This is a genomic window from Streptomyces sp. NPDC014733 (assembly GCF_043083385.1).
Classification (GTDB): domain Bacteria; phylum Actinomycetota; class Actinomycetes; order Streptomycetales; family Streptomycetaceae; genus Streptomyces.
Window position 1 is genome coordinate 160146 of the sequence record NZ_JBIBYO010000010.1, and the last position, 23235, is coordinate 183380.

21 protein-coding genes and 1 pseudogene are annotated in these 23235 nt (G+C 72.7%); 10 read left to right on the top strand and 12 right to left on the bottom strand.

All coding sequences use genetic code 11. The annotated features are described in order from the left end of the window. The first annotated feature begins 23 nt into the window (after positions 1-23). A complete protein-coding gene (locus ACF1BH_RS22470) occupies positions 24-518 on the top strand; it encodes a GNAT family N-acetyltransferase (protein ID WP_391644817.1) in 495 nt (164 codons plus the stop codon). 6 nt (positions 519-524) lie between these two features. On the opposite strand, the gene ACF1BH_RS22475 is transcribed toward ACF1BH_RS22470, so the two are convergent. The 4 genes from ACF1BH_RS22475 to ACF1BH_RS22490 form a co-directional block, all read right to left on the bottom strand. After that, positions 525-1082: a YbaK/EbsC family protein gene (locus ACF1BH_RS22475; protein WP_391644819.1), complete on the bottom strand. Its 558-nt coding sequence runs from the start codon at positions 1080-1082 to the stop codon at positions 525-527. Positions 1083-1307: 225 nt separating this feature from the next. Beyond that, on the bottom strand, positions 1308-2078 hold the full coding sequence (locus ACF1BH_RS22480) for an acyltransferase (protein ID WP_391644821.1): 771 nt from the start codon (positions 2076-2078) through the stop codon (positions 1308-1310). 90 nt (positions 2079-2168) lie between these two features. Further along, entirely contained in the window at positions 2169-2699 is a 531-nt protein-coding gene (locus ACF1BH_RS22485) for a gamma carbonic anhydrase family protein (RefSeq protein WP_391644823.1), read from the bottom strand. 168 nt (positions 2700-2867) lie between these two features. Further along, on the bottom strand, positions 2868-3818 hold the full coding sequence (locus ACF1BH_RS22490) for an SDR family NAD(P)-dependent oxidoreductase (RefSeq protein ID WP_391644825.1): 951 nt from the start codon (positions 3816-3818) through the stop codon (positions 2868-2870). A 221-nt stretch (positions 3819-4039) separates the two neighbouring features. On the opposite strand from ACF1BH_RS22490, the gene ACF1BH_RS22495 reads away from it, so the two are divergent. Then, positions 4040-4249 (top strand): hypothetical protein, encoded by a 210-nt coding sequence (locus ACF1BH_RS22495; RefSeq protein WP_391644827.1) that lies wholly within the window; start codon positions 4040-4042, stop codon positions 4247-4249. Between the two features lie 56 nt (positions 4250-4305). Here ACF1BH_RS22495 and ACF1BH_RS22500 read toward each other — a convergent pair whose 3' ends face one another. Both ACF1BH_RS22500 and ACF1BH_RS22505 read right to left on the bottom strand, forming a co-directional pair. Further along, positions 4306-4959: a DedA family protein gene (locus ACF1BH_RS22500; RefSeq protein WP_391644829.1), complete on the bottom strand. Its 654-nt coding sequence runs from the start codon at positions 4957-4959 to the stop codon at positions 4306-4308. Positions 4960-5552: 593 nt separating this feature from the next. Beyond that, a complete protein-coding gene (locus tag ACF1BH_RS22505; protein ID WP_391644831.1) occupies positions 5553-6005 on the bottom strand; it encodes a DUF4442 domain-containing protein in 453 nt (150 codons plus the stop codon). 316 nt (positions 6006-6321) lie between these two features. Here ACF1BH_RS22505 and ACF1BH_RS22510 point away from each other — a divergent pair, with 316 nt between their 5' ends. Continuing rightward, on the top strand, positions 6322-7593 hold the full coding sequence (locus tag ACF1BH_RS22510) for an MFS transporter (protein ID WP_391644833.1): 1272 nt from the start codon (positions 6322-6324) through the stop codon (positions 7591-7593). A 20-nt stretch (positions 7594-7613) separates the two neighbouring features. On the opposite strand, the gene ACF1BH_RS22515 is transcribed toward ACF1BH_RS22510, so the two are convergent. Next, entirely contained in the window at positions 7614-8468 is an 855-nt protein-coding gene (locus ACF1BH_RS22515) for a spermidine synthase (protein ID WP_391644835.1), read from the bottom strand. A gap of 136 nt (positions 8469-8604) precedes the next feature. Here ACF1BH_RS22515 and ACF1BH_RS22520 point away from each other — a divergent pair, with 136 nt between their 5' ends. The 3 genes from ACF1BH_RS22520 to ACF1BH_RS22530 all read left to right on the top strand — a co-directional run bounded on the left by ACF1BH_RS22520 (position 8605) and on the right by ACF1BH_RS22530 (position 11481). After that, complete coding sequence (locus tag ACF1BH_RS22520) at positions 8605-9306, top strand: TVP38/TMEM64 family protein (RefSeq protein WP_391644837.1); 702 nt, start codon at positions 8605-8607, stop codon at positions 9304-9306. A 176-nt stretch (positions 9307-9482) separates the two neighbouring features. Next, positions 9483-10355, top strand: a complete 873-nt coding sequence (locus ACF1BH_RS22525) for an undecaprenyl-diphosphate phosphatase (RefSeq protein ID WP_391644839.1) — start codon at positions 9483-9485, stop codon at positions 10353-10355. Positions 10356-10404: 49 nt separating this feature from the next. Further along, positions 10405-11481 (top strand): protein kinase family protein, encoded by a 1077-nt coding sequence (locus tag ACF1BH_RS22530; RefSeq protein ID WP_391644841.1) that lies wholly within the window; start codon positions 10405-10407, stop codon positions 11479-11481. Here ACF1BH_RS22530 and ACF1BH_RS22535 read toward each other — a convergent pair. Beyond that, entirely contained in the window at positions 11442-11738 is a 297-nt protein-coding gene (locus tag ACF1BH_RS22535; RefSeq protein ID WP_391644843.1) for a hypothetical protein, read from the bottom strand. The two genes, ACF1BH_RS22530 and ACF1BH_RS22535, sit on opposite strands and share 40 nt — an antisense overlap. A gap of 62 nt (positions 11739-11800) precedes the next feature. Next, positions 11801-12199 (bottom strand): cupin domain-containing protein, encoded by a 399-nt coding sequence (locus ACF1BH_RS22540; protein ID WP_391644845.1) that lies wholly within the window; start codon positions 12197-12199, stop codon positions 11801-11803. A gap of 190 nt (positions 12200-12389) precedes the next feature. Between ACF1BH_RS22540 and ACF1BH_RS22545 the strand changes: the two genes are divergently transcribed. Further along, positions 12390-14453, top strand: coding sequence for a discoidin domain-containing protein (locus ACF1BH_RS22545; RefSeq protein ID WP_391644847.1), 2064 nt, complete (start codon positions 12390-12392; stop codon positions 14451-14453). Positions 14454-14836: 383 nt separating this feature from the next. Here the strand turns inward: ACF1BH_RS22545 and ACF1BH_RS22550 are convergent, their stop codons facing one another. Further along, positions 14837-15460, bottom strand: coding sequence for a TetR family transcriptional regulator (locus ACF1BH_RS22550; protein ID WP_391644849.1), 624 nt, complete (start codon positions 15458-15460; stop codon positions 14837-14839). A 60-nt stretch (positions 15461-15520) separates the two neighbouring features. Between ACF1BH_RS22550 and ACF1BH_RS22555 the strand changes: the two genes are divergently transcribed. From ACF1BH_RS22555 to ACF1BH_RS22565, 3 genes and pseudogenes are all read left to right on the top strand, one after another. Continuing rightward, on the top strand, positions 15521-16855 hold the full coding sequence (locus tag ACF1BH_RS22555) for a GH1 family beta-glucosidase (RefSeq protein ID WP_391644851.1): 1335 nt from the start codon (positions 15521-15523) through the stop codon (positions 16853-16855). Positions 16856-16958: 103 nt separating this feature from the next. After that, positions 16959-17147, top strand: a pseudogene (locus ACF1BH_RS22560) (glycoside hydrolase domain-containing protein); the annotation flags it as partial. A gap of 368 nt (positions 17148-17515) precedes the next feature. Beyond that, positions 17516-18769, top strand: coding sequence for a metallophosphoesterase (locus tag ACF1BH_RS22565; RefSeq protein ID WP_391644853.1), 1254 nt, complete (start codon positions 17516-17518; stop codon positions 18767-18769). A gap of 350 nt (positions 18770-19119) precedes the next feature. Here ACF1BH_RS22565 and ACF1BH_RS22570 read toward each other — a convergent pair whose 3' ends face one another. After that, positions 19120-19680, bottom strand: a complete 561-nt coding sequence (locus ACF1BH_RS22570) for a transglycosylase SLT domain-containing protein (protein WP_391644855.1) — start codon at positions 19678-19680, stop codon at positions 19120-19122. 1128 nt (positions 19681-20808) lie between these two features. Continuing rightward, positions 20809-23232 carry a PEP/pyruvate-binding domain-containing protein gene (locus ACF1BH_RS22575; protein WP_391644857.1) on the bottom strand — a complete coding sequence of 808 codons (2424 nt, stop codon included), beginning with the start codon at positions 23230-23232 and terminating at the stop codon, positions 20809-20811. Positions 23233-23235: the final 3 nt, after the last annotated feature.

Sequence of the window (23235 nt, forward strand, 5' to 3'; positions counted from 1 at the left end):
GGGGAGGGCGGTAGCGTCCGGGCATGATCACGCCACGTGTTGCCGTTTCCGGGGACGCCGCCGAGCTGGTCCGGCTGCGTCGTGCGATGTTCGCCGCGATGACCGGCCGGGACGAGCCCGGCCCCTGGGAGCGCGCCTCGGAGGCGGTGGCCCGGCGCCGGCTGACGGACTCCCCGGACTCGTTCGTGGCGTATGTGATCGACGGCCCGCCGGGGCCGGGGGCGGCCCATCTGGCGGCGTGCGCGGTCGGCACGGTCGAGGAACGGCTTCCGGCGCCCGGGCATCCCACGGGCCGGTTCGGCTTCCTCTTCAGCGTCTGCACGGACGAGCGCTACCGCGGCCGCGGGTACGCCCGGGCGGTGACGGAGGCGACGCTCGACCGGTTCGCGGAGCTGGGGGTCGGCCGGGTCGATCTGCATGCCACGGACGCCGCCGAACCCCTCTACCGCAGCATGGGGTTCGCGCCGCACTCCACCGCGCTCTCGGTGGATCCGCGGTCGTGGCGGGCGGGCGGCTGAGCCGGGTCAGGCGGTCGCCAGGCCGTCGAGGACGGTGGCGTGCGGGAGTTCGGCGAGCGCCTTGCCGGGGACGATGAGCTTGCCGCGGCGGCTGCCGCTGCCGATCAGCGCGTAGGGCGTGTCGGCGACGGCGGCGTCGACCAGCAGCGGCCAGTGGGCGGGCAGCCCGATGGGGGTGATGCCGCCGTATTCCATCCCGCTGTCGCCGACGGCGGTGTCCATGGGGGCGAACGACGCCTTACGGGCGCCCAGTTGACGGCGGACGGCGCCGTTGACGTCGACGCGGGTGTGGGAGAGCACCAGGCAGGCGGCGAGGGTGGTCTCCCCGCCGCGCTTCCCGGCGACGACCACGCAGTTCGCCGACTGCTCCAGCAGCCACTCGCCGTGGTGGGCGACGAGGACGGCGGTGTCGGCGATGCCGGGGTCGGTGTCGACGTAGCGGATCTCCTCCACGGGCACCGAACCGCTCCAGGCACGCAGGGCGGCGGCGACGGGTGCGGCGAGCAGGTCCAGGCGGTCGACGGCGGGCCGGACATCGGAGAAGGCATCCATGGGCACGGGCATGGCGCCAAGTTAACAGCCGGAAGCGGGGGTTCGGTTCCGCGTCCCAGGGCGTGGGCGGGGCGGCAACGGCGGGCGCCGGTCGGCGGGAGGCGGGGCCGCCGGTGTTCGTGACGGCCGGAGCCGGGGGCGGTCCGGGCGCGGGAGCCCGTGCCGTCGGGTGCGCCGTCCGGCCGGCCGCCGGAGACCGGGAACCGGCCGGCTCCGTCAACACGTCGCGGGCGCCGTTCACCCACCGGCCGGCGTGGTGCCTTCGGGCTCGGGCGGGGTCTCCAGGGCGGAGAGGGCCACCAGTTGTTCGGGGGTGACGCCCTCCGGGACGGGGACGGGTGCCGGGGTGCGCAGCGGCGGCTGCCAGCCGGAGGCCGCCTCCCAGCGCCGGACGACACGGGCGGGGGCCCCGGCGACGACGGCGTGGTCGGGGACCTCACCGCGGACCACCGCACCCGCCGCGACGACCGCGTTCCGGCCGAGCCGGGCACCGGGCAGGATGACCGCGCCGGTGCCGATCCAGCTGCCCGGGCCGATGCTGACCGGTGCGCTGCGCGGCCACTGTTTGCCGACGGGCACCTCGGGGTCGTCGTAACTGTGGTTGGTGGTGGTGAGGTAGACACCCGGGCCGAAGAAGCAGTCGTCGCCGATGGTGAGCGGGACGTCGGCGATCACATGGCTGCCGCGCCCGAGGACGACGCCGTTGCCGAGGGTGAGGATCGGGTCGGGGCCCAGGTCGAGGTCGGGCATCATCCCGGCGGTCAGGGTGACGTCCTGGGCGATGATGCAGTGGTCGCCCAGGGATATCCAGGGGTCGCCGAAGACCGTGCCCTGCGGGAAGGCGAGGCGGGTGCCGGGGCCGATGGCGCGGAAGCGGTACGGTCCGGGGCGCTCGGCGGTGACCGCGCCGGCCCGGCTCATCCACCGCGTCCCGCGGTGCACGGCGCGCGAAGCGGCCCGGCGCCGCCAGGCGGCGAGGGAGGAGAACACGTTCTTGTTCGACACCACTCGCACACCGTACTCAGCGCGCCGGGCGCCCGGTCGCGCCCGCCCCTGTGATCTTCACCCCAGCCCGGCGGCGCGGGCCGGGGCCGCGGCTCAGCCGGTGAACGCGGCGGCGTGGGTCTCCGCGAGGTCCCGGTAGACGGCGGCGTTCAGCTTGATGCCCTCGCGCTCCTCGTCGGTCAGCTCCCGCTTGACCTTGGCGGGGACCCCGGCCACCAGCGAACCGGGCGGGACGACCATGCCCTGGGGCACCAGCGCCTGCGCGGCGATCAGCGAACCGGCGCCGATGTGCGCGCCGTTGAGGACGGTGGCGCCCATGCCGATCAGGACGTCGTCCTCGACGGTGCAGCCGTGCAGCACGGCGTTGTGACCGACCGAGACCCCGGCGCCGACGGTCACCGGGAAGCCGGGGTCGACGTGGACGGTGCAGTTGTCCTGGATGTTGCTGCCGGCGCCGACGGTGATCGGGCCGCAGTCGGCGCGCAGCACCGTCTGGTACCAGATGCTCGCCCGGGCGCCGAGCGTCACCTCGCCCAGCACGACCGAGGTCGGGGCGGTGAACGCCTCCGGGTCGACGACCGGTGCGGTGTTGCCCACGCCCGCGATGAGTGCGCCCTGCGCCATTGCCGTTCTCCTTCGTCCGTTCGAATCGCGCCGGGAGCACAGTAGGCGACGTGGCGGACGGCGCGTCAGGCGGCCTCGATCACCACGGGCCCCGGGGCGGCCGCGGCGGCTCCCGTACCCGCCGGGCGGACGAGCCCTCCGGACGGCTGCCCGGGCGCCGCTGCGCGGCTACCGGAAGCCGAGGTCCGGTTCGGTGCCGGTCAGTTCGCTGCTGACCGTCCAGAGGCGGGCGGCGGTGTCCGGGTCGGCCATGTGCGAGGGGACGGGCTCACGCCGGGGTGCGCCCCGCAGCCCGAAGACCCTCGGCCCCCAGAGGTCCCCGCCCGCCACCTCCGGGTCGAGGACGGCACGGACCACGGGCCGTGCCCCGGCCTCCTTGCCCTGCACCAGGAGTCCGGCGGGCAGGGCGCGCAGCCGTTCGCCCCGGGTCGTCACCCGGATCTGCGGGCGGGACGGGGTGAGCCCGTCCAGAGCGCCGCCGGGGTGGGCCACGACACTGCGTACCGGGCTGCCGATGGCGCGCAGCCGCCGGTCGAGGGCGAAGCCGAAGGACATCTGCGCCAGCTTCGAGCGGCCGTAGGTGCGCTTGGGCCGGTAGTCCCGGGTCGACTGCGGATCGTCCAGGTCCAGCCGTTCGGAGCGGGCGGCGAAGCTTCCCACCGTCACGATGCGGCCGGCCTCCGCCGCGGACAGCAGGGGGGCCAGCCAGCGGGTGAGCGCGAAGTGGCCGAGGTGGTTGGTGCCGAACATCAGCTCGTGGCCGTCGGCGGTCTCCCGGCGTGGCGGGTCGTCGAGCGCGACCCCCGCGTTGTGGACCACCGCGTCGAGACGGTCCACCTCAAGGCGGTCCACGGCGGTTTTCAGGGAGGACAGGTCGGCGAGGTCCAGTGGCAGGTGGCGTACCCGCGCGCCGGGGACCCGGGAGCGGATCGATGCCGCGGCGGCGTCGGCCTTCGCGGTGTCCCGGCTGCCGAGGACGACGACGGCGCCGGTGGCGGCGAGCTGCTCCGCGACGAAGTAGCCGATGCCGGCGTTCCCCCCGGTGACCAGGAAGGTTCGGCCCTCGGCCGAGGGCGGCCGGTGCGCGTTCCACGGTCGGCTCGGGGATGCGGTGGACACGATGGCGGGTTCCTTTGCTCGGGGCGGTGTGCTCACGGGGAGCACCGGCCCACACAAGATCGCAGCCGCCGCCGACACACCGCCGACAGCTCGACTCCACCGCCGACACGCCTCCGACCCCGCCGGAGAACAGCGGTGAGGGGGCAGGCCGCCCTCACGTACGGTCACGCGCCCCGCACGCCCGGCATGCGATCACGGCCGGTGGCGGGCAGGCTGAGGCCATGCAGCGCGCACCCGTCGTCGTGCACCCGCCCTGCTCGGGCGGGCGGCGCGTCACGCTCCACGGGCAGGACATCGGGCGGGCCCGGCGGCCGGGCGACATCGCCGCGTTCCTGCGCCGCGCCGGGTTCCCGGCGGCGGATCTGATCTGGGACGACGCGGGGATCTGCGAGTGGCGGGAGGGCGGGCCGGACATCTGGTTCACCCGCTGAAACGCCACCGGCCCGGCGGCAGAAGCCACCGGGCCGGGAGAGATGAGGCAAAGGGGTCAGTCGGTCGGGGCCGCGACCGGCTTCTCCTTCGCCGCCTCGCGTGCGGCGGCCGCCTTCTTCGCCCGCTGCTTCATGACGAGGAAGGAGCCGACGCCGAAGAGCAGGGCGGCGACCAGGCCCAGCCAGGAGAAGCGCCGGAGCCACGCCTCGGCGACCACGCCGACGCTGTAGATGAGGGCGGTGGTGCCACCGGCCCAGACGATGCCGCCGAGGATGTTGGCGATCAGGAACTTCCAGTACGGCATCTTCAGGACGCCCGACAGCGGACCGGCGAAGATCCGCAGCAGGGCGATGAAACGGCCGATGAAGACCGCCCACATGCCCCACTTGTGGAACTTCTCCTCGGCCATCGCGACATGGTCGGGCCCGAAGTGCTTGGGGAACTTCCGGCCCGCCCAGTCCAGCAGCGGCTGGCCACCCTTGCGGCCGATCAGGTAGCCGATCGAGTCGCCGATGATCGCACCGGCCGACGCACAGGCGCCCAGTACGAACGGGTCGATGTGGTCCTGGGTGGCGGCCAGGATCGCCGCGCTGACGAGGACGATCTCACCCGGCAGCGGAATGCCCAGGCTCTCCACGCCGATGACCACCCCGACCAGGAGATACACGCTGATGGCCGGTACCGTCGCCAGCCACTCCTGGATGTGCAAAGCCGCTTCCTCCGCATGGTGTCGGGCCCCCGTGGGCCGCTGCCCGGTGTCACCGAAGCCGGTGCATCCGATTCCCCCGGCGCGCCCGGATGGGCGCGCCTGGGAAGCGTACTCGACACCCCGGTACGGAGGCGGGGCCGCGCACGCGCCGGGGAGCGTCCGGAGGCGGGGTACGTCCGGGAGCAGCCGCGGGCACGGGGCGCGGAGAGGCCGGACGATTCCGCGCTCGCTCCCGGTCAGGCTCGGGTTCGGGTTCGGACTCGGGCGGGCCGACGGCGCCGGGTATCCGCCGGCCCCGGTCGTCGGCACCGGGTATCCGCCGGCCCCGGTCGTCGGCACCGGAAGGCGTGTCCCACGGGCCCTCACCGACGCGGGGGGCCGGCCCCTGCACCGCGCCGCCGGGCCGGACGCCCGGACGCTCCGGGGCTCCGGGGAGGACGGCTCCGCCGTCCCGGCGCCGGATGCCGGGGCCCCGCCGCGATCGGGCCCTCCGCCGCGCTCCGCGCCGTCCATCCGCCCGGGAAGAGCCCCCGGTGCCTTCGCCCGCCGGAGAGACCGGAGAGTCCCGCGGCCCTCGCGCCCGGTCTCCGCGCTCAGCTGTGGGGACGGAGGGTCCACACGACAGTCATCTCCCCTGTGACCGCCTCGTCCTCGCGCTGGATGACGATGTCCACCGGGAACTCCGGCCGCTCCCCCGCGTCGAGCTCCGCGACGACCTCGGCCCTCGGGCGCCCGAGCGTGGCGGTGGCCGTCACCGGCCCCTTGGCGACCTTCTTGTAGCCGATCTCGGCCCGCACGGCGAGCGGGACGGCCCGCGAGAGCTGGTCCCCGAACGCGGAGAGGACGATGGCCCCGCTGGCCGACTCCGCCAGCGTGAACATGGCTCCCGCGTGCGGGCCGGCGATGTGGTTGTGGTAGTCCGCCTGGTCGGGGAGGCGGAGCACCGCGCGTTCCGACGTCACGTCCAGGAACTCCAGGTTCAGGGTGCGCACCATCGGCACCGTGGCGGCGAGCATCTCGCCGATCGACATGTTTTCGGCTGTCATGCGCCCGATGCTACCCGCCGGTAGCATCGGGCACCATCCCCGTTTCCGGCACCGGCCCGGGGTAAGTGCCCTGGTCGCGGGCGCCCTCCACGGCTCCGCCGGAACCGGCGGGCGGCCCGCCCGGCCCGCGCCGCGGGCCGCGGCGAGCGGCTTCCGGCGGAGCGGCCCGCTCCGGCAGGCACGGCGCCGGCCGCCGCATATCGTGGACGCCCATGACGACAACCGCACCGCCGCCGCCCGGGAGACCCGGCCCGCAGCGCACCGCCGGCCCGCTCCCCCGCCCCGTACTCCCGGCCGCCGCGGCGGCGGTGCGGCGGTGAGGGCGCGGCCGGCCTGGGCGGGGCGGAACTACACGATCCTCACGGCCGCCACGGTCATCTCGGGGCTCGGCCACTCCGGTGCGCTGATCGCCGCCGCGTTCGCGGTGCTGGGGGCGGGCGGCTCCGCCACCGACGTCGGACTGGTCGCCGCCGCCCGCACCGTGCCGCTCGTCGCGCTGGTGCTGGTCGGCGGGGCGCTCGCCGACCGGCTGCCGCGGCATCGGGTGATGGTCGCGGCCAACGCCCTCAGCTGCGTCTCCCAGGGCGGCTTCGCGCTGCTGGTGCTGACCGGCGAACCGCGGCTGTGGCAGATGGCGCTGCTCGCGGCGCTGGGCGGCACCGGACAGGCGTTCTTCGCGCCCGCCTCGGAGGGCATGGTGCTCGCCAGCGTCTCCGGGGAGCACACGTCACGGGCGTTCGCGGTGTACCGGATGGGCATGAACGGCGCCAACATCGGCGGCGCCGCGCTCGGCGGCGCGCTGATCGCGGCCGTCGGACCGGGCTGGGTGCTCGCCGCCGACGCCGCCGCCTTCGCCGGTGCCGGGGCGCTGCGCGCCTTCCTCCGGGTGGGCGAGGTGCCGCCGCGCACCGGCGACGGCGGCCTGGTGCGGTCCCTGCGCGAGGGCTGGCGCGAAGTGATCTCGCGGCCCTGGCTGTGGTCGGTGGTGGTGCAGTTCGCCGTGGTCAACGCGGTGATCGCGGCGGCGGAGGCGGTCTACGGCCCGCTGGTGGCCGATGCGCACCTGGGCGGTCCGGGCCCCTGGGGCGTGGCGCTCGGGGCGTTCGGCGCGGGCACCCTGGCCGGGGCGCTGCTGATGACCCACTACCGGCCCCGGCGGCTGCTGCTCACCGGTTCGCTCTGCATCTTCCCGCTCGCCCTGCCGTCGGCGGCGCTGGCGGTCCCGCTCCCGGCCGGCTGGCTGACCGTGGTGATGGGGCTGACGGGCGTGTCCGTCGAGATCTTCTCGGTGACGTGGATGACGGCGCTGCACCAGGAGATCCCGGAGGAGAAGTTCTCCCGGGTCTCCTCGTACGACTGGCTGGGCTCGCTCGCCGGGATCCCGCTCGCCACCGCGCTCGCCGGCCCCGTACAGGAAGCCGTCGGCCTGCACGCCGCGCTGTGGGGGTGTGCCGGGGTGGTCGTGCTGCTGACCGCGGCGGTGCTGTGCGTCCCGGACGTGCGGCGGCTGACCCGGCGGGCCACGGGCACGGCGGCGGGCGTCACGCCGCCGGCGGCGCCGGTGGCGGAGGATCCGGTGGCCGGCTGAGGCGGCGGGCCGCCGGCCGGTCAGCCGAGGCTGAACGCGCCCCGCGGCGGCTCGGGCGAGGCGACCGCGTCGGCGTCCCGGACCGGGACGGCGTCACCGGTCAGCCGGCGCAGGGCGGCGCCGTATGTCACCCGGGCCGGGAAGGCGTCGCCGGCCGCGCGGCGGGTCAGCGCGGCGAGCGGCAGCGGGGCCGCGGAGGCGACGAGGACGGTGTTGCCGAAGCGGCGGCCGCGGAGCACCGCCGGTTCGGCGATCAGCGCCACCTCGGGCCAGACCGCGGCGGCGCCCGCGAGCTGGCCGCGCAGGAACGTGAAGGGGGCGCCGTCGGCGAGGTTCGCCGCGTAGACCCCGCGGGGGCGCAGGACGCGGGCCACGGCGCGGGCGTAGCTGACGGTGGTCAGATGCGCGGGGACCCGGGAGCCGCCGAAGACATCGCCGATGACGAGGTCGGCGGAGCCCGCGGGCGCCGCCTCCAGCGCCTGCCGGGCGTCGCCCGCGTGGACGCTGATACCGCTCTCCGCGGGCAGCGGCAACTCCTCGGCGACGAGGGCGAGCAGGCCCCGGTCGGCCTCGACGACGCGCTGGCGGGAGCCGGGGCGGGTGGCCGCGGTGTAGCGGGGCAGGGTCATCGCGCCGCCGCCGAGGTGGAGGACGTCGAGCGGCTCCCCGGGCGGCGCGGTCTCGTCCAGGACGTGGGCGAGGCGGCGTACGTACTCGAACTCCAGGTGTTCAGGGGCGTCGAGGTCCACGTAGGACTGCGGGGCGCCGTCGACGGTCAGCAGCCGGGCCCGGGGCCGGTCGACGTCGGGCAGGAGTCGGGCGGTGCCGCCGTCCACGGCACGGATGACCGGTATCGGCTCGGAGGGTGCGTCCACTCCCCCATTGTGCCGGGCGGGCGGAGGCGGAACGGCGACGGGCGCGGGGGCGGCCGGGTACGCCCGCGGCGCCCGCCCTGAGCGGCGCGCCCCATGGACCCCTGGTGGGCGGGGGCCCGTCGGTTACGCTCCCGACGTGTTCGAACCCGCCGCGCCCTCCGACGGTCCCGCCGCGCGCGCCGTGCGCGTGCTCCTCTCCCCCTGGTGCCGGCTGGCGCTGCTCGCGGCGCTGCTGGCCTGCGCGGCGGCGGGGATGCTGTGGTGGCAGCCGCAGCGGCTGCTGACCGGGGATCTGCCGGAGCGGATGACGGGGCCCGGCGCGCTGGTCGTCTACGCCCTGGCGTACGGCGTGTGCACCACGGCGTTCGTGCCGCGGCCGTTCCTCAACCTCGCGGCGGGCGCGGTGTTCGGCAGCGGCGCGGGGAGCGGCACCGCGCTGGCCGGGACGGTGCTGGGCGCCGGGTTCGCGTTCGGGCTGGGCCGGTGGCTGGGGCAGGACGCCCTGCGGCGGTTGCTGCGGGCGCGGTGGCTGACCGCCGCCGACCGGCAGCTGAGCGAGCACGGTTTCCGTTCCATGCTGGTGGTCCGGCTGCTGCCGGGGCTGCCGTTCTGGGGGACCAACTACTGCGCCGCGGTCTCCCGGATGCGCTGGTCACCGTTTCTGCTGGCCACCGCGGTGGGCAGCGTCCCCAACACCGTGGCGTACGCGGTCGCGGGGGCGCGGGCGGCCGCCCCCACCTCACCGGCGTTCCTGCTCGCGATGGCGTTCATCGCGGTGAGCGGGCTGGTGGCGGCGGGCCTCGCCTGGCGCAAGCGGGCGGCGCTGCGCGGCGGCTGACCGGCGGTCACCGGGTGGCCGTCCGGGCGTGGCCCGCCGTACACCTTCCGTCGTTACGGTGCCCGGGCCGCCACATGATCGCCTTCGCCGTCCGCCGTGCCGTGCCGCTTCCCCGACGCCCGGCGGCGCGCGGGGGCGGGCGGGGGCGGGCGGCCTCATCCCGGGATTGCCGCCCCATGAGCTGGTTCGCTTCCTTCGTCCTCGGACTCGTCCAAGGGCTGACCGAGTTCCTGCCCATCTCCTCCAGCGCCCATCTGCGGCTGACCGCCGCGTTCGCGGGCTGGCACGATCCGGGCGCGGCGTTCACCGCCATCACCCAGATAGGCACCGAAGCCGCGGTGCTGCTGTATTTCCGCGCCGACATCGCGCGGATCGTCTCGGCGTGGGCACGGTCGCTGTTCGACCGCCGGATGCGGAGCGATCACGACGCGCGGACGGGCTGGCTGGTGATCGTGGGGTCGGTGCCGATCGGGGTGCTGGGGCTGACGCTGAAGGACGCGATCGAGGGGCCGTTCCGCGATCTGCGGCTGATCGCCACCACGTTGATCGTGCTGGGCCTCGTCCTGGGCTTCGCCGACCGGCGGGCGGCGCGTGCCGAGCACGGCGGACGCCACCGCGCCGCCGCCCGCCGCAAGGACCTCGGCGACCTGAGCGTCCGCGACGGCCTGGTCTACGGCGTCTGCCAGGCGATGGCGCTGATCCCGGGCGTCTCCCGCTCCGGCGCCACGATCAGCGGCGGTCTGCTGATGGGCTACACCCGCGAGTCCGCCGCCCGCTACTCCTTCCTGCTCGCCGTCCCCGCCGTCCTCGCCTCCGGGCTCTACGAGTTGAAGGACGCGGGCGAGGGCAACGTCGCCTGGGGACCGACGCTGCTCGCCACGGCCGTCGCGTTCGCCGTGGGGTACGCGGTGATCGCGTGGTTCATGAAGTTCATCAGCACGAAGAGCTTCCTGCCGTTCGTCGTCTACCGCATCGTCCTGGGCCTCGTGCTGTTCGCCCTGGTAGGAACGGGTTTTCTGACTCCGGACACGGGCGCTTCGGCGGGATGAGGCAGTGCACACCGCTGCCCCAGGCCCGGTTCCCGTGCGGAGGTTTGTCGTGGAGGACCGAGAGTTGACGGCTCCCCGCGTGTCCGCGTACGCGGACGTGAGCACACGTCTTGCGCTGCTCAGTGACAGCCGTCTCGGCGATGCGCTGGCCACCTCGTCGGAGCTGGGCTCCGGGGTCGGCGGGCGGTCGGCGCAGCTGCAGGTCGAAGGGGTGCCCGTCTTCGTCAAGCGGATCCCGCTGACGGACCGGGAAATGCGGCCGGAGAACCTGCGGTCGACGGCCAATCTGTTCGATCTGCCGCTGTTCTACCAGTACGGAATCGGGTCGGCCGGATTCGGAGCCTGGCGTGAACTGGCCGCACATGTCATGACCACCGGGTGGGTTCTGGAGAATGCCTGCACGGATTTTCCGCTGATGTATCACTGGCGGATTCTGCCCGACCAGCCGCCCACCGGATTCATGGACCTCTTCGGCGGACTTGAAGCGACCGTCGCACATTGGGAGGGCTCACCGGCCGTACGGCGCCGGCTGGAGGAGATCGGCGCGTCGTCCTTCAGCCTCTTCCTGTTCCTGGAGTACGTCCCGCGGACGCTCAGCATCTGGCTCGACGAGAAGCGGGAGGAGCGTGCGGCGGGCGCCGCGATCGAGTCGCCATATCCGTGGGTGGAGAAATCCCTGAAGCGCGGGATCGAATTCATGCGTTCCCGCGGTCTGAGCCACTTCGATGCCCATTTCAGGAATGTACTGACCGACGGACGGCAGCTGTATTTCACCGATTTCGGTCTCGCCGTCAGCAACCGTTTCGCGCTCTCGGCGGAGGAATCCGCCTTTCTGACGCTCCATGCCGGGTACGACCGCGGTTACACCGTGAGCCACCTGCTTCGCCACCACGCGCTCAAGGAGGTGTGCGACGACGACGGCAGGGAGGCGTTCTTGCAGGACTGGATCGCGGGCCGCCGGCCCGAGGTGCCGCCCGAGATCGGTGCCCTCCTCGACCGGTACGCCCGGTGCGCCGTGGCCCTGGAGGCGTTCCACCGCCGGCTGCTCAGGAAGAGCAAAACGACCCCGTATCCCGCCCTGGAGATTCAGCAGGCGCTGAACAGCGTCTGCGGGCCGCTGAGCTGACCGGCCGCCACCCGCCGGTACCAGGCCCCCACCGGCTCCGCGGCGGCCGTCAGATCGAGGCGGTGCGTCCAGCCGAGGGCGGTGGCCGCCTTGCGGCCGGCCGGCCGGAGCAGGGTGTCCTCGGCGAACCTCGGCCCTTGGCTCCGGTGCGTGTACGCAAGGACGAGCCCGTGCTCGTGAAGCGGACCGCTGAGGGCTCCCCCACTGGCGCCCCCGTCCGAGATCCGGACCAGGTGCGGACCAACTTGGCTGCGCATCGGGCGATTCCACCCGTTGCTGCAGGTCAGGAGCAGGTGGTGCGGCATACCACCAGCAGACCTCACGCACTGATGTGGTACGCCTTGCGCAATGTCTCGTGCACGGTCCACCGTGTACGGTCGCCCTCGCGCAGCACACAGGCGTCCCCCGGGCCCACTTGGAGCACCGCACCGCCCTCGACCTCGATCGTGGCGCGTCCGCTGACGACCACGAACAGCTCGTTGGCCTCGGTGTCCGTGACCACGCCCGGCGTGATCTGCCAGATGCCCCGGACCTGCCGGCCGTCCGGCGACTCCCACAGCACCTTCCCGGTCACCACGGGCTCCCCGGAGACGATCTGGGCGGGGTCCAGCGGCTCCTGCTCCAGTTCGGCATCCGGGATGCCGGAAATATTGACGACGAACGATGCGGGCGCCATGTCGGATCCGGCCAGCTGGGCATCAGACTCGTGAGCATTCATGGCGGTGAGGCTATCGCCCGTCTCCGCACCGGCCGCAGCCGCTCCCCAGGTGTGCGCGCGCCTCCCTGCCCGGCGGGTACGCCCTTGCTCCTTCCCGGCGGTAGCCCCCGTCAGGGGGTTGGCGTTGCGGACTCGTATCCCTACCGTGTGAGCAAAACATGAGTACCTCTCACTTTTAAGGATCGTGACGATGACCCTCGCTCACCCTCCGCACCGCGGACGCAGATCCCTCTCGGCGGTCCTTCTGCTCTGCACCGCGATGGCCCTGATGCTCGGCCCCGTGCCCAGCTCCGCGGCGGAGCCCCACTGGTGGGATCCGACCGCGCGGCCCACGCCCGACGCTCAGATCAACGTCACGGGCGAGCCCTTCAAGGGCACCGACTCCCGGGGAAACGTGCGGGGCTTCGTCGACGCCCACGACCACATCATGTCCAACGAGGGCTTCGGCGGCCGGCTGATCTGCGGCAAGCCGTTCTCGGAGCAGGGCGTCGCCGACGCGCTCAAGGACTGCCCCGAGCACTACCCCGACGGCTCGCTCGCCATCTTCGACATGATCACCAAGGGCGACGGCAAGCACGACCCCAACGGGTGGCCCACCTTCAAGGACTGGCCCGCCCACGACTCGCTGACCCACCAGCAGAACTACTACGCCGGGATCGAGCGGGCCTGGCGCGGCGGCCAGCGGGTACTGGTCAACGACCTGGTCACCAACGGCGTGATCTGCTCGGTGTACTTCTTCAAGGACCGCAGCTGCGACGAGATGACCGCCATCCGCCTGGAGGCGAAGAAGTCGTACGACATGCAGGCATTCGTCGACAAGATGTACGGCGGCCCGGGCAAGGGCTGGTTCCGGATCGTCACGGACAGCACGCAGGCTCGAGAGGTCGTAGAGCAGGGCAAGCTGGCCGTCGTCCTGGGAGTCGAGACCTCGGAGCCGTTCGGCTGCAAGCAGATCCTGGACATCGCACAGTGCAGCAAGGCGGACATCGACCGGGGCCTGGACGAACTGAAGGAACTGGGCGTCAGCAGCATGTTCCTGTGCCACAAGTTCGACAACGCCCTGTGCGGGGTGCGCTACGACTCCGGCGCCCTCGGTACGGCCATCAACGTGGGCCAGTTCCTGTCGACCGGCACGTACTGGAAGACCGAGGACTGCCGCGGTCCGCAGCACGACAACCCGATCGGCAACGCGCCGGCGCCGGAGGCGGAGAGGCGGCTGCCCGAGGGCGAGAAGGTCCCGACCTACGCGTCGGGCGCGCAGTGCAACACCCGCGGCCTCACGGACCTCGGCGCGTACGCGGTGCGCGGCATGATGAAGCGCCACATGATGCTCGAACTCGACCACATGAGCGTCAAGAGCGCCGGCCAGGCACTCGACATCCTGGAGTCGGAGTCGTACCCCGGCGTCATCTCCTCGCACAGCTGGATGGACCTCGGCTGGACCGAACGCCTTTACCAGCTCGGCGGGTTCACCGCCCAGTACATGAGCCAGTCCCAGGGCTTCGTCGGCGAGGCCGCGCGCACCAAGGACCTGCGCGAGAAGTACCACGTCGGCTACGGCTACGGCACCGACATGAACGGCGTCGGCGGCTGGCCCGCCCCGCGCGGCGCGGACGCCCCTGACCCGGTGACATACCCCTTCCGCAGCGTGGATGGCGGCTCGGTGCTCGACAAGCAGACCACCGGCGAGCGCACCTGGGACTTCAATACCGTCGGCGGCGCGCACTACGGCATGGTCCCGGACTGGATCCAGGACATCCGCAACGTCGGCGGCGAGGAGGTCGTCCAGGACCTGCTCTCGGGCGCCGAGTCCTACCTCCGCACCTGGGGCAACGCCGAGAAGTACACGTCCGGGAAGAACCTGGCCTCGGGCGCGGCCGCCTCGGCGTCCTCTTCGGAGTGGTGGAATCCGTTCGAAAGCTTCGCGCCCGGCAAGGCCGTGGACGGCGACACGGGCACTCGCTGGGCCAGCGAGTGGAACAACGGCCAGTGGCTGCGGATCGACCTCGGATCCGTGAAGCCGGTCAAGCGCGTCACCCTCGACTGGCAGGCGGCGTATGCGAAGTCGTACCGCCTTGAGCTGTCGGATGACGGCACGGACTGGAGGACGGCATGGTCCACGGACTCCGGTGACGGCGGCCTCGACACGGCGCGGTTCGCCGAAGCCCAGGCGCGCTACGTACGCGTCAAGGGGCTGGAGCGCGGCACCCGGTGGGGCTACTCGCTGCGCGAGGTCGGCATCTACGCCGACTGAGCCGCCCACCAGGCGGTGCCTGGGGCCGGCCGCTGGCCCTGGGGCAGGCCGTCAGGGTCGGGTGTCGCGATCGGCTCCCTCGTGCTCTCCGCCTCATTCATGATCATCGGCAAGCGGCGCGTGCTCGTCTTCCTCGGCGGCGCCACGATGGCCGTAGCGGCGGTCCCCCTCGCACTGCGGCCCACGTGGGCCGTGACGCCGGTCTCGGCCCTGGCCGATCTGATGACATCGCTGCCCTATGTGCTGGTTCCGCCCCTTGCCTCGGTCGTGCTCGGCAGTCTGGGGGCTACCGCTCGCCGTTCCTCTGCTCCGCGGGCATGTCCGTCCTGGGCGCGGCCATGGCCTGGAAGGTCAGGAGCGTCCGCTGAGCCGGCCGGCGGGTGTCATCGGAGCCGGTCGTTCAAATAGCTGTTGAGGACGCGTTTGCATTCGGCGATCAGCCGGGCGTCGCCCTGCGGATCGGTGGCGAACGCGAGTTTCAGCACGGTGTCCGCGCATTCGAGTGCCACCCGCAGGGCGATGTCGAGTTCGGCGTCGTCCTGTCCCCCGGTCAGGGTGGCGGTGAGTGAGCGCAGTCTGCCGGCGACTGCGGTGTTGTTGTCCAGGGTCGGCTCCAAGAGGTGGTCCTGCCCCACCGCGCCGAAGTCGACCACGCCGAACCCGGCGATCGTCCGACGCATGGTGACGAACTCGTCGACGGTCACCTCCACGATGCCCGCGATGCCTCCGGGCTCCTCGCGCTCAAGGCGGCCCGCCACCCTCGCCATGAAGGACTCCAGGTTGCGGACGGCGAGCGCGCCGATCAGTCCCTCCCTGTCGGAGAAGAACTGGTAAAGGGTGCCGATGGGCACGTCGGCCCTGCGGGCCACTTCCTTGGTGGTCAGCCCGGCATAACCGACCTCGTCCAGGACGTGGGCGCAGGCGTCCAGCAGGCGTTCGAAGCGTTCGGCGCTGCGCTTCTGGACCGGCATCCTGCGCAGCGTCCCGGCATTGCGGTCTTGGTTCACGCTTCCATCATCCCACCCGAGAAGTTAACGTGAGTCGTGCTCATGTTTCAGGAGGCAGACGTGACACTCAATCATCTCCCCGCCGACTTCATCTGGGGCGCCTCGACGGCGTCGTATCAGATCGAGGGCGCCACTGAAGAGGACGGCCGCGGGCCGTCGGTATGGGACACCTTCACCGCGCGGCCGGGCACGGTCCGCGACGGGCACACCGGTGACGTGGCCTGCGACCATTACCATCGGTACGAGGAGGACCTCGCACTGATGGCCGAGGCGGGCCTCACCGGCTACCGCTTCTCCGTCGCCTGGCCCCGGATCCGGCCCACCGGCGCGGGCGAGGTCAACCCGCAGGGCCTGGACTTCTACGACCGGCTGGTCGACGGCCTGCTCGCACGCGGCATCGAACCCGTCCCGACCCTCTACCACTGGGACCTCCCACAGGCCCTGGAGGACGGCGGCGGCTGGCTGAACCGCGACACCGCGTACCGCTTCGCCGAGTACGCCGCCCTCATGGCCGACCGGCTCGGCGACCGCGTCCAGAAGTGGATCACGCTCAACGAGCCGTTCATCCACATGGTCTGGGGCTACGGTCTCGGCATCCATGCGCCGGGCCGCACCCTCTTCCTGGACTGTCTCCCCGTCGCCCATCACCAGCTGCTCGGCCACGGCCTGGCGTTGCGGGAGCTGCGGGCGCGCGGCCTCCAGGTGATGATCGCCAACAACTGCACCCCGGTCCGGCCCGCCTCGGACGCGGCCGCCGACCGCGCCGCCGCGCGCGCCTACGACGCTCTGCACAACCGCCTGTTCAACGACCCGATCCTCACGGGCGCCTACCCCGACCTGTCGGCCTTCGGCGCGGACGCCACCCTGGGCGGCTCCGTCCAGGACGGTGATCTCGATCTGATCTCGGCCCCCTTGGACGCGCTCGGCATCAACTACTACAACCCGACCCGGATCCAGGCGCCGACGTCCGAAGGGCTGCCCTTCGAGGAGGCCCCCATCGAGGGCTTCCGCCGCACCGCTTTCGGCTGGCCCGTCGTTCCTGACGGCCTACGGGAACTGCTCGTCGGCCTCAAGGAGCGCTACCCGGCACTTCCGCCGGTCCACATCACCGAGAACGGCTGCTCGACCGAGGACGTCGTCGACGCGGACGGCAGCGTCCAAGACCTCGACCGCATCGACTACCTGGACACCCATCTGCAGGCCGTCGATGACGCCGTGGCCCAAGGAGTGGAGGTGCGGGGCTACTTCACCTGGACCCTGATCGACAACTTCGAATGGGCCGAGGGCTTCCACCAGCGCTTCGGTCTCGTACACGTCGACCACGACACCCAGGTCCGCACCCCGAAGGCGTCCTTTGCGTGGTACCGCGACCTCATCCGTGCTCAGCGCGGTTGAGCCGCCCACCGAACTCGCCCGGATCGCACGAGGGGACTTCTCGCGATGACCGCGTCACCCCCGCACGGAAGTCTGACAACGATGTCGGCTCGATGACGACTGCGGGCAGAGGTCCGCCTGGTCCGTGCTGTCCTCGTTGGGCATCTATCCGGTCAACCCGGCATCGGCGAAGTACGCGGTCGGCAGCCCGTTCTCCGACCGGGCCGACGTTCATCTGCCCGGCGCCTACCGCCCGTTGGTGATTTCCGCCAAGGGGCGGCGGACAACCCCTGCATCAGGTCGCTGTCCCTGAACGGCAAGAGCGTCAATCAGCCCGTGCTGAGCCACGCCGACCTCCTGAAGGGCGGCAAGCCGCGCTTCACGATGAGCGGCACACCGCAGTACCGGGGCTCCTGACCCACGCCCGGCGCGGCCCACCCCACCCAGCGACCGCGCCGGCACACGCCCCGCAGAAAAGGCGTGGTGATGCGCCCCGCGGCCCTGCGCGAGACCACCCGCCGGGCCGCAGCCAAGACCGCGGCGGCCGGGCGGCGCGGATGTCCGGCTCCAGGGGAGAAGCCCGACGCGTGGGTCGCCCGCCATGCACACCCCGACCGGCCGGTCCGAGGCCGGCCGGATACAGTGCGCGCGACGGCAGCCCGGTGCCCAAGGAGGGGACGCGTGACCGAGACCAGCGAGGCGCGATCCGTCGACAGCGCAGCGCACGAGGCTCAACGGAGCCGACTACAGCGCCTGATGCGCCACCTCCCCCTGATCGCCCCCGTTCTGCTGTGGACCGTGCCCTGCTGGCTACTGTTGTACGCCGGTCAGCACTGGCCGCTCGCCGTCACCCTGGCCGGCACCACCCTGTTCGCCCTCGGCCTGATCGTCATGCCGCTCGCGATGGTGCGCGGCCACGGCCGGCGGCAGCAGGACCGCGCGGCGATCACCGGGGACACTCTGCTGGGCATCATCTGGACCTTGTTCACCTGGTCCGTTCTGCTCAGCGTCCTGCTGCGCCTCGCCCTGACCGTGACCGGCGTCGGCGACGGACAGGACCGGGCCCGGACCGTCACCGCGGCGACCCTCGCCACCGCCGCCGCATTGCTCGCCTGGGGGTACGTCGAGGCCCGCCGGGTACCACGGGTACGCCGCCTCGACGTACCGCTTCCGCGCCTGGGAGCCGAGCTGGACGGAACGCGGGTCGTCCTCATCACCGACACCCACTACGGCCCGCTCGACCGCGCCCGCTGGTCGGCCCGGGTCTGCGACACGGTGAACGCCCTGGAGGCCGATCTGGTCTGCCACACCGGAGACATCGCGGACGGCACGGCGGAACGCCGCCGCGCCCAGGCCACTCCGCTCGGCACCGTGCGGGCCACCCGGGCCCGGGTCTACGTCACCGGCAACCACGAGTACTACAGCGAGGCCCAGGGGTGGGTCGACCTGATGGACGAGCTGGGCTGGGAGCCGCTGCGCAACCGTCATCTGCTGCTCGAACGCGGCGGCGACACCCTTGTGGTCGCCGGCGTCGACGACGTCACCGCCGGGTCTTCCGGCCTGGCCGGCCACCGGGCCCACCTCGCCGGAGCCCTGCACGGCGCCGACCCCGACCTGCCCGTCCTGCTCCTGGCCCACCAGCCCAAGTTCGTCGACCGGGCCGCGGCAAGCGGCGTCGACCTCCAACTCTCCGGCCACACCCACGGCGGCCAGATCTGGCCCTTCCACCATCTCGTCCGCATCGACCAGCCCGCCCTCGCCGGCCTCAGCCGCCACGGCACCCGCACCCTTCTCTACACCAGCCGCGGCACGGGCTTCTGGGGCCCGCCCTTCCGCGTCTTCGCCCCCAGCGAGATCACCCTGCTCGTACTCCGCTCCCAGCGGCCACCTCGCGCCGGTACCGCCGGTGCCCCGAGGAACGCTCGACGGGGCTGACGCCGCACAGCGGCGCATGACGCCTCGCTGTGCGGCCTTCCGGGACCGGGTGCCGTCCCGCTCGCCATGGACCTTGCGGGCCGGGCCCACCAGGCGTCGTGGACCGGGGTGAGCTTGCCTGCGGACCGGGCCTGTTCCAGGGCCGTAGCTCCGGGAAGGCGCCGGGCCCCGTCCCTCACTCACCTGCGCTCACCCCAGGACTCAGCCGGCGTCGGGTGGGGAGCGGTGAGGCCGGGCAGGAGGTGTGTCCTGCCCGGCCTCACCGGTGTCCTGAGCCCCGCCGCTCCGGTGGGGAGCGGTTGTCCCCGGGGGCCCAGGCGGGCTGTGTTCCGCCGGGATGGCTGGGTGGATCAGTAGGCGGAGTTGACGTTGTCCATGGAGCCGTAGCGGTCGGCGGCGTAGTTGGAGGCTGCGACGATGTTGGCCACCGGGTCGGTGAGCGAGTCCTTGGTGCCGTCGACGTGGTAGGTGTCGAAGGTCGGCTGGATCACCTGGAGCAGGCCCTTGGAGGGGATGCCGTTCTGGGCGTTGACGTCCCAGTTGTTCTGGGCCTGGGGGTTGCCGCCGGATTCGCGGATGATGTTCTTCTTGAGGCCGTCGTAGGAACCGGGGATGTTCTTGGCGTCCATGACGTCGAGCGCGGTGCGGATCCAGCCGTCGAGGTTGTCGCCGTGCTCCTTCTTGCCCTGCTCGACCAGCTTGGTGACCTGCTGGGCCCCCGCGTCCTTCGCGTCGGCCTTGTCGGCCTGGTGCGCCACGGTGGCGGCGGAGACGACGGCGGGGGTGCGGGCGGGGGCCGGGGCGGCGTGGGCCGGGGTCGGGGCCAGTGTGACGGCGGCCGCGGCGGCGCCGACGGTGGCGAGGCCGGCGATCGTGTACGTGCGGAAGCGGGTGGCGGTGGTGGCAGTCATGGTGAACCTCTCCATTCGGGGACATCTCGTGGGGAGGCCGACAGGAGGTCGGCGGCACGCACGCTGGGTGCGTGCTCGACGCGGCTGTCGCGTCGTGGGGCCGGGTCAGGCACAGGCGGAGTGGTCGTCCGTCCGGTCCGGCGCTCGGCTCCCCGGTACGTCCACCACGTTGCGAGAGGCCTGCCGCCCGGCGCAAACATGTGACCTACGACCACAGGTAGCAGGCGGCGGCGGGCAGGACCGAGAGGGGCGCTCGTGATGCCGGTGTCTGCTACTACCGGGCTTCCGGTGTGACGGGCGTCCCGTGCCTGCCCTCACACTCCCACGCCAAATCGGGACGTATCGGACCGCGCGAAGTGACCGTGAGTTCGACAGTGATTACTGTCCAGCGCCGGGACCGCACGGCGGCCCTCGCCCGCCCCGGAGGGCGCCACGGCGAACAACTTCCGCACCTGTGAAGCGATGGCGCCTCGGGTTCGAGCAACTGCCCGCCGAATGCGAGCTGAGACGCACCCGCCGTTCGTCAAGAGCTTCGTCGCGTACCGAGCGACCCACGGAAGTTGCGGGACGAGATCTCAGCCGCCTACACCGCGCCGGAAAGCCCTCGGCCGTCCCGGCGTCGGGCACGGGCGGGCGGGCCTGGTGGCCAGGACCGGGCCGTACCGATTTCGGCCCGGCGGGCACAGCAGCCGGGCAGATGGTGGAGTCCGCCCGGATGCGACGAGCCCTCGTCGACTCGGCACCGCGGGAAGCGCATGCGGAGCGCGAGGACCGTCAACGGGGTGTACCGGCGGAGTCCACGGGCCGGGCGCCACACGCCGTCGGTTGATCAGGCCGCGAGCCGTTCACACAGGCGCTGGTCACGGTGTCCCCGGCAGCGCCGGGGCGGTGGGACGGCGCACCGGGTCCGGCACGTGCGCATACCGGACCCGGACATACGAGGTCCACGCCCACGAGATGCTCCAGCAGGACCTGCTCTCCGACGCCGTCGAACGGCTGGCCGAAGCGGGCTCCTGCGTCATCCTCCTGTCCGCCACCTCCCTGGAGCGTCCTCGCCTCGGGCACCTCGGCAAGCCGGCCCGGGCCGTGCCGGCACGGTGCCGGCACCGGCCCGGGCCGGGTGGTGGTTCACCGGGGGGCGAGATCGACCGTTCCGGTCGCGCCGTCCACGGTGATCCTCTGGCCGGAGCGGATCAGCTGTGTCGCGCCGGTGACGCTCACCACTGCGGGAATCCCGTACTCGCGGGCCACCGTGGGCCCGTGCGCCATCGGCGAGCCGGTTTCGGCGACCAGCCCGCCCGCGGTCAGGAACAGCGGTGTCCAGCCCGGGTCGGTGGTGGGCGCGACGAGGATCTCCCCCGGCTCCAGGCGTGCGTCCGCCGGATCGAGAACGACCCGTGCGACCGCGGTGACCGTTCCCGGCGCTCCGGCCACCCCGGCCAGCAGCCCCTCGCGCGGTGCGGTGGGGGGAACGGCCGCCTCCGGGTCGGTCCCGTCGGACAGAAGGACCCGGGGTATGTACCGGCGTCGCTTCTCCCGGTCGTAGGTCTCCCGGCGTTCGGCGATCAGCTCCCTGAAGTCCGCCCCGTCCACGGCCTGCCGGGCCTCACGGAGGTCGAGGAACATCACGTCGTGGCAGCACTCCAGCAGGCCACGGTCGGCCAATTCCCCACCGACCAGCAGCATTTGCTCGCGCATCTGGGCAATCGCGTACAGCCAGGCGAACTTCGGCAGCTCCCGCAGCCCGCCGAGCTCGCGGGCCCGGCGCAGGAAGAACCCGACGGCACCCGCCCGTACCCGCCCCAGGCCGCGGGCGCGCTCCACCAGCTCCCCGAGCATGGCCTCGGCGTCCGCCGCCGCCTTCGCGAACCGCCGGTCGGGGGCCTGTTCCGGGTCGGTGACCAGAAGATAGTTGGCGATCATCGAGAAGACCGGTGCGGGATCCTCCGCCCAGCGCGGCACACCGAGGTCGATCTCGGCGGCGCTGCGCCGGCCGTACCGTGCCAGGAACGCGCCGAGCCCGAACTCCGGCAGCTCCCCCGCGAAGTAGCGGGCGGCGAGCTCGGCCGGCGGCGTGTCCAGGAGCACACCGCTGTGCTGCCGGGCACGGCGCGCCAGGTGCCACAGCTCCAGATCCATCTCCGTGGTGGTGTTGTTCGGCATGCCGCGCAACACCGTCTCGACCTCACCGGCGGTGGCGGCGCCCCTCAGCAGGGCCACCGGGACGCGCGCCGCGAGGAGGCCGACCGCCACAGGCCAGTACAGGTCCGCGAGCGTCCTCTTGTGGAAGACCGACTTCTGGACGTTCTCGACGAAGTGCAGCCGCTGCGCCGCCGTCATGTGCGCGGGCGCCGTCGTCCTGCGCTCGGTTTCCTCCAGCACCCGCAGGGCCCGTGCGGGCGCGGCGGCGGGGCGCAGGAGGGCGCGGGCCGCGGCGACCACGACGGAGGGGGCCAGTTGCAGTGCCAGCCTGCTCTTGAAGCGCCGCCGGGCGGCCCGCCCGTTCGCCGGTGAGATCGACAGGTCCTTCATCACCCGCTCCAGGACCGCTGTGCCCTGCGGTCCGCCGAGCCATCCGTCGCCCAGGTAGCTGCGCAACCCCTTGTCGGCCAGGGCCGAGGTGGCGTCGAAGTACATCCGTCCGCCGATATCGACGATGCCGGCGGGGCCGTCGAGCGGGTCGGCCCGCAGGCCGAACTCCCGGAGGATGATCCCGAAGGCGATCTTCTGCCCGGAGAAGCCCATCCTGGTGAAGGGACGGAGCATGCCCTGCACGGGGCCGTTGGTGAGGTAGACACGCGGCTGCGGCCGGTCGGTCCTGGGCGGCAGCGGGAAGAGCGTGGTGACCGGCCGGCTCTGCAACAGCCACAGCACACCGTTCTTGTCGATCGCCCACTCGACGTCCTGGGGCGAGTCGAACAGGTTCTGGAGCCGCAGGCCGGTGGTCCGCAGCTCGTCCAACTGCGGCCCGTCCAGGCATCCGGTCCGCGTCGTGGGCATCCGGTGGCCGGTCAGGACGTAGTGGTCGGGGCGGCCGTGGCCGTCGACGACGGCGGTGCCCAGGCCGGGGGCGGCGTCCACGACGGACTCGGTGCGGGTGCCGGTGACCGGATTGGCGGTGAAGAGGACTCCGGCGACTTCCGGGTCGACCATCCGCTGCACGATGACGGCCATCCTCGCCGTGTCGTGGCCGATGCCGTTGGCTTCTCGGTACTGCACGGCGCGCGCGTTCCACAGCGAGGCCCAGCAGTCCTGTACGGCCTTCACGACCGCGTCCGCTCCCACGACGTCGAGGTAGGTGTCCTGCTGGCCGGCGAAGCTGGCGAAGGGCAGGTCCTCGGCGGTGGCACTCGACCGTACGGCCACCGCGCCCGCTTCCAGGCGCTCGTAGGCGGTGACGATCTGTGCACGCAGCCCGTCCGGGAGTTCGTCCGCCGCTGAGGACAGACCGTCGAACGCGGCGGTGGTCAGGCAGAATCCGTCGGGCACCAGTTCCCCGGCCTTGAGCATCTCCCCGAGCGCGGCCGCCTTCCCGCCGACGAGGTTCGTCATGGA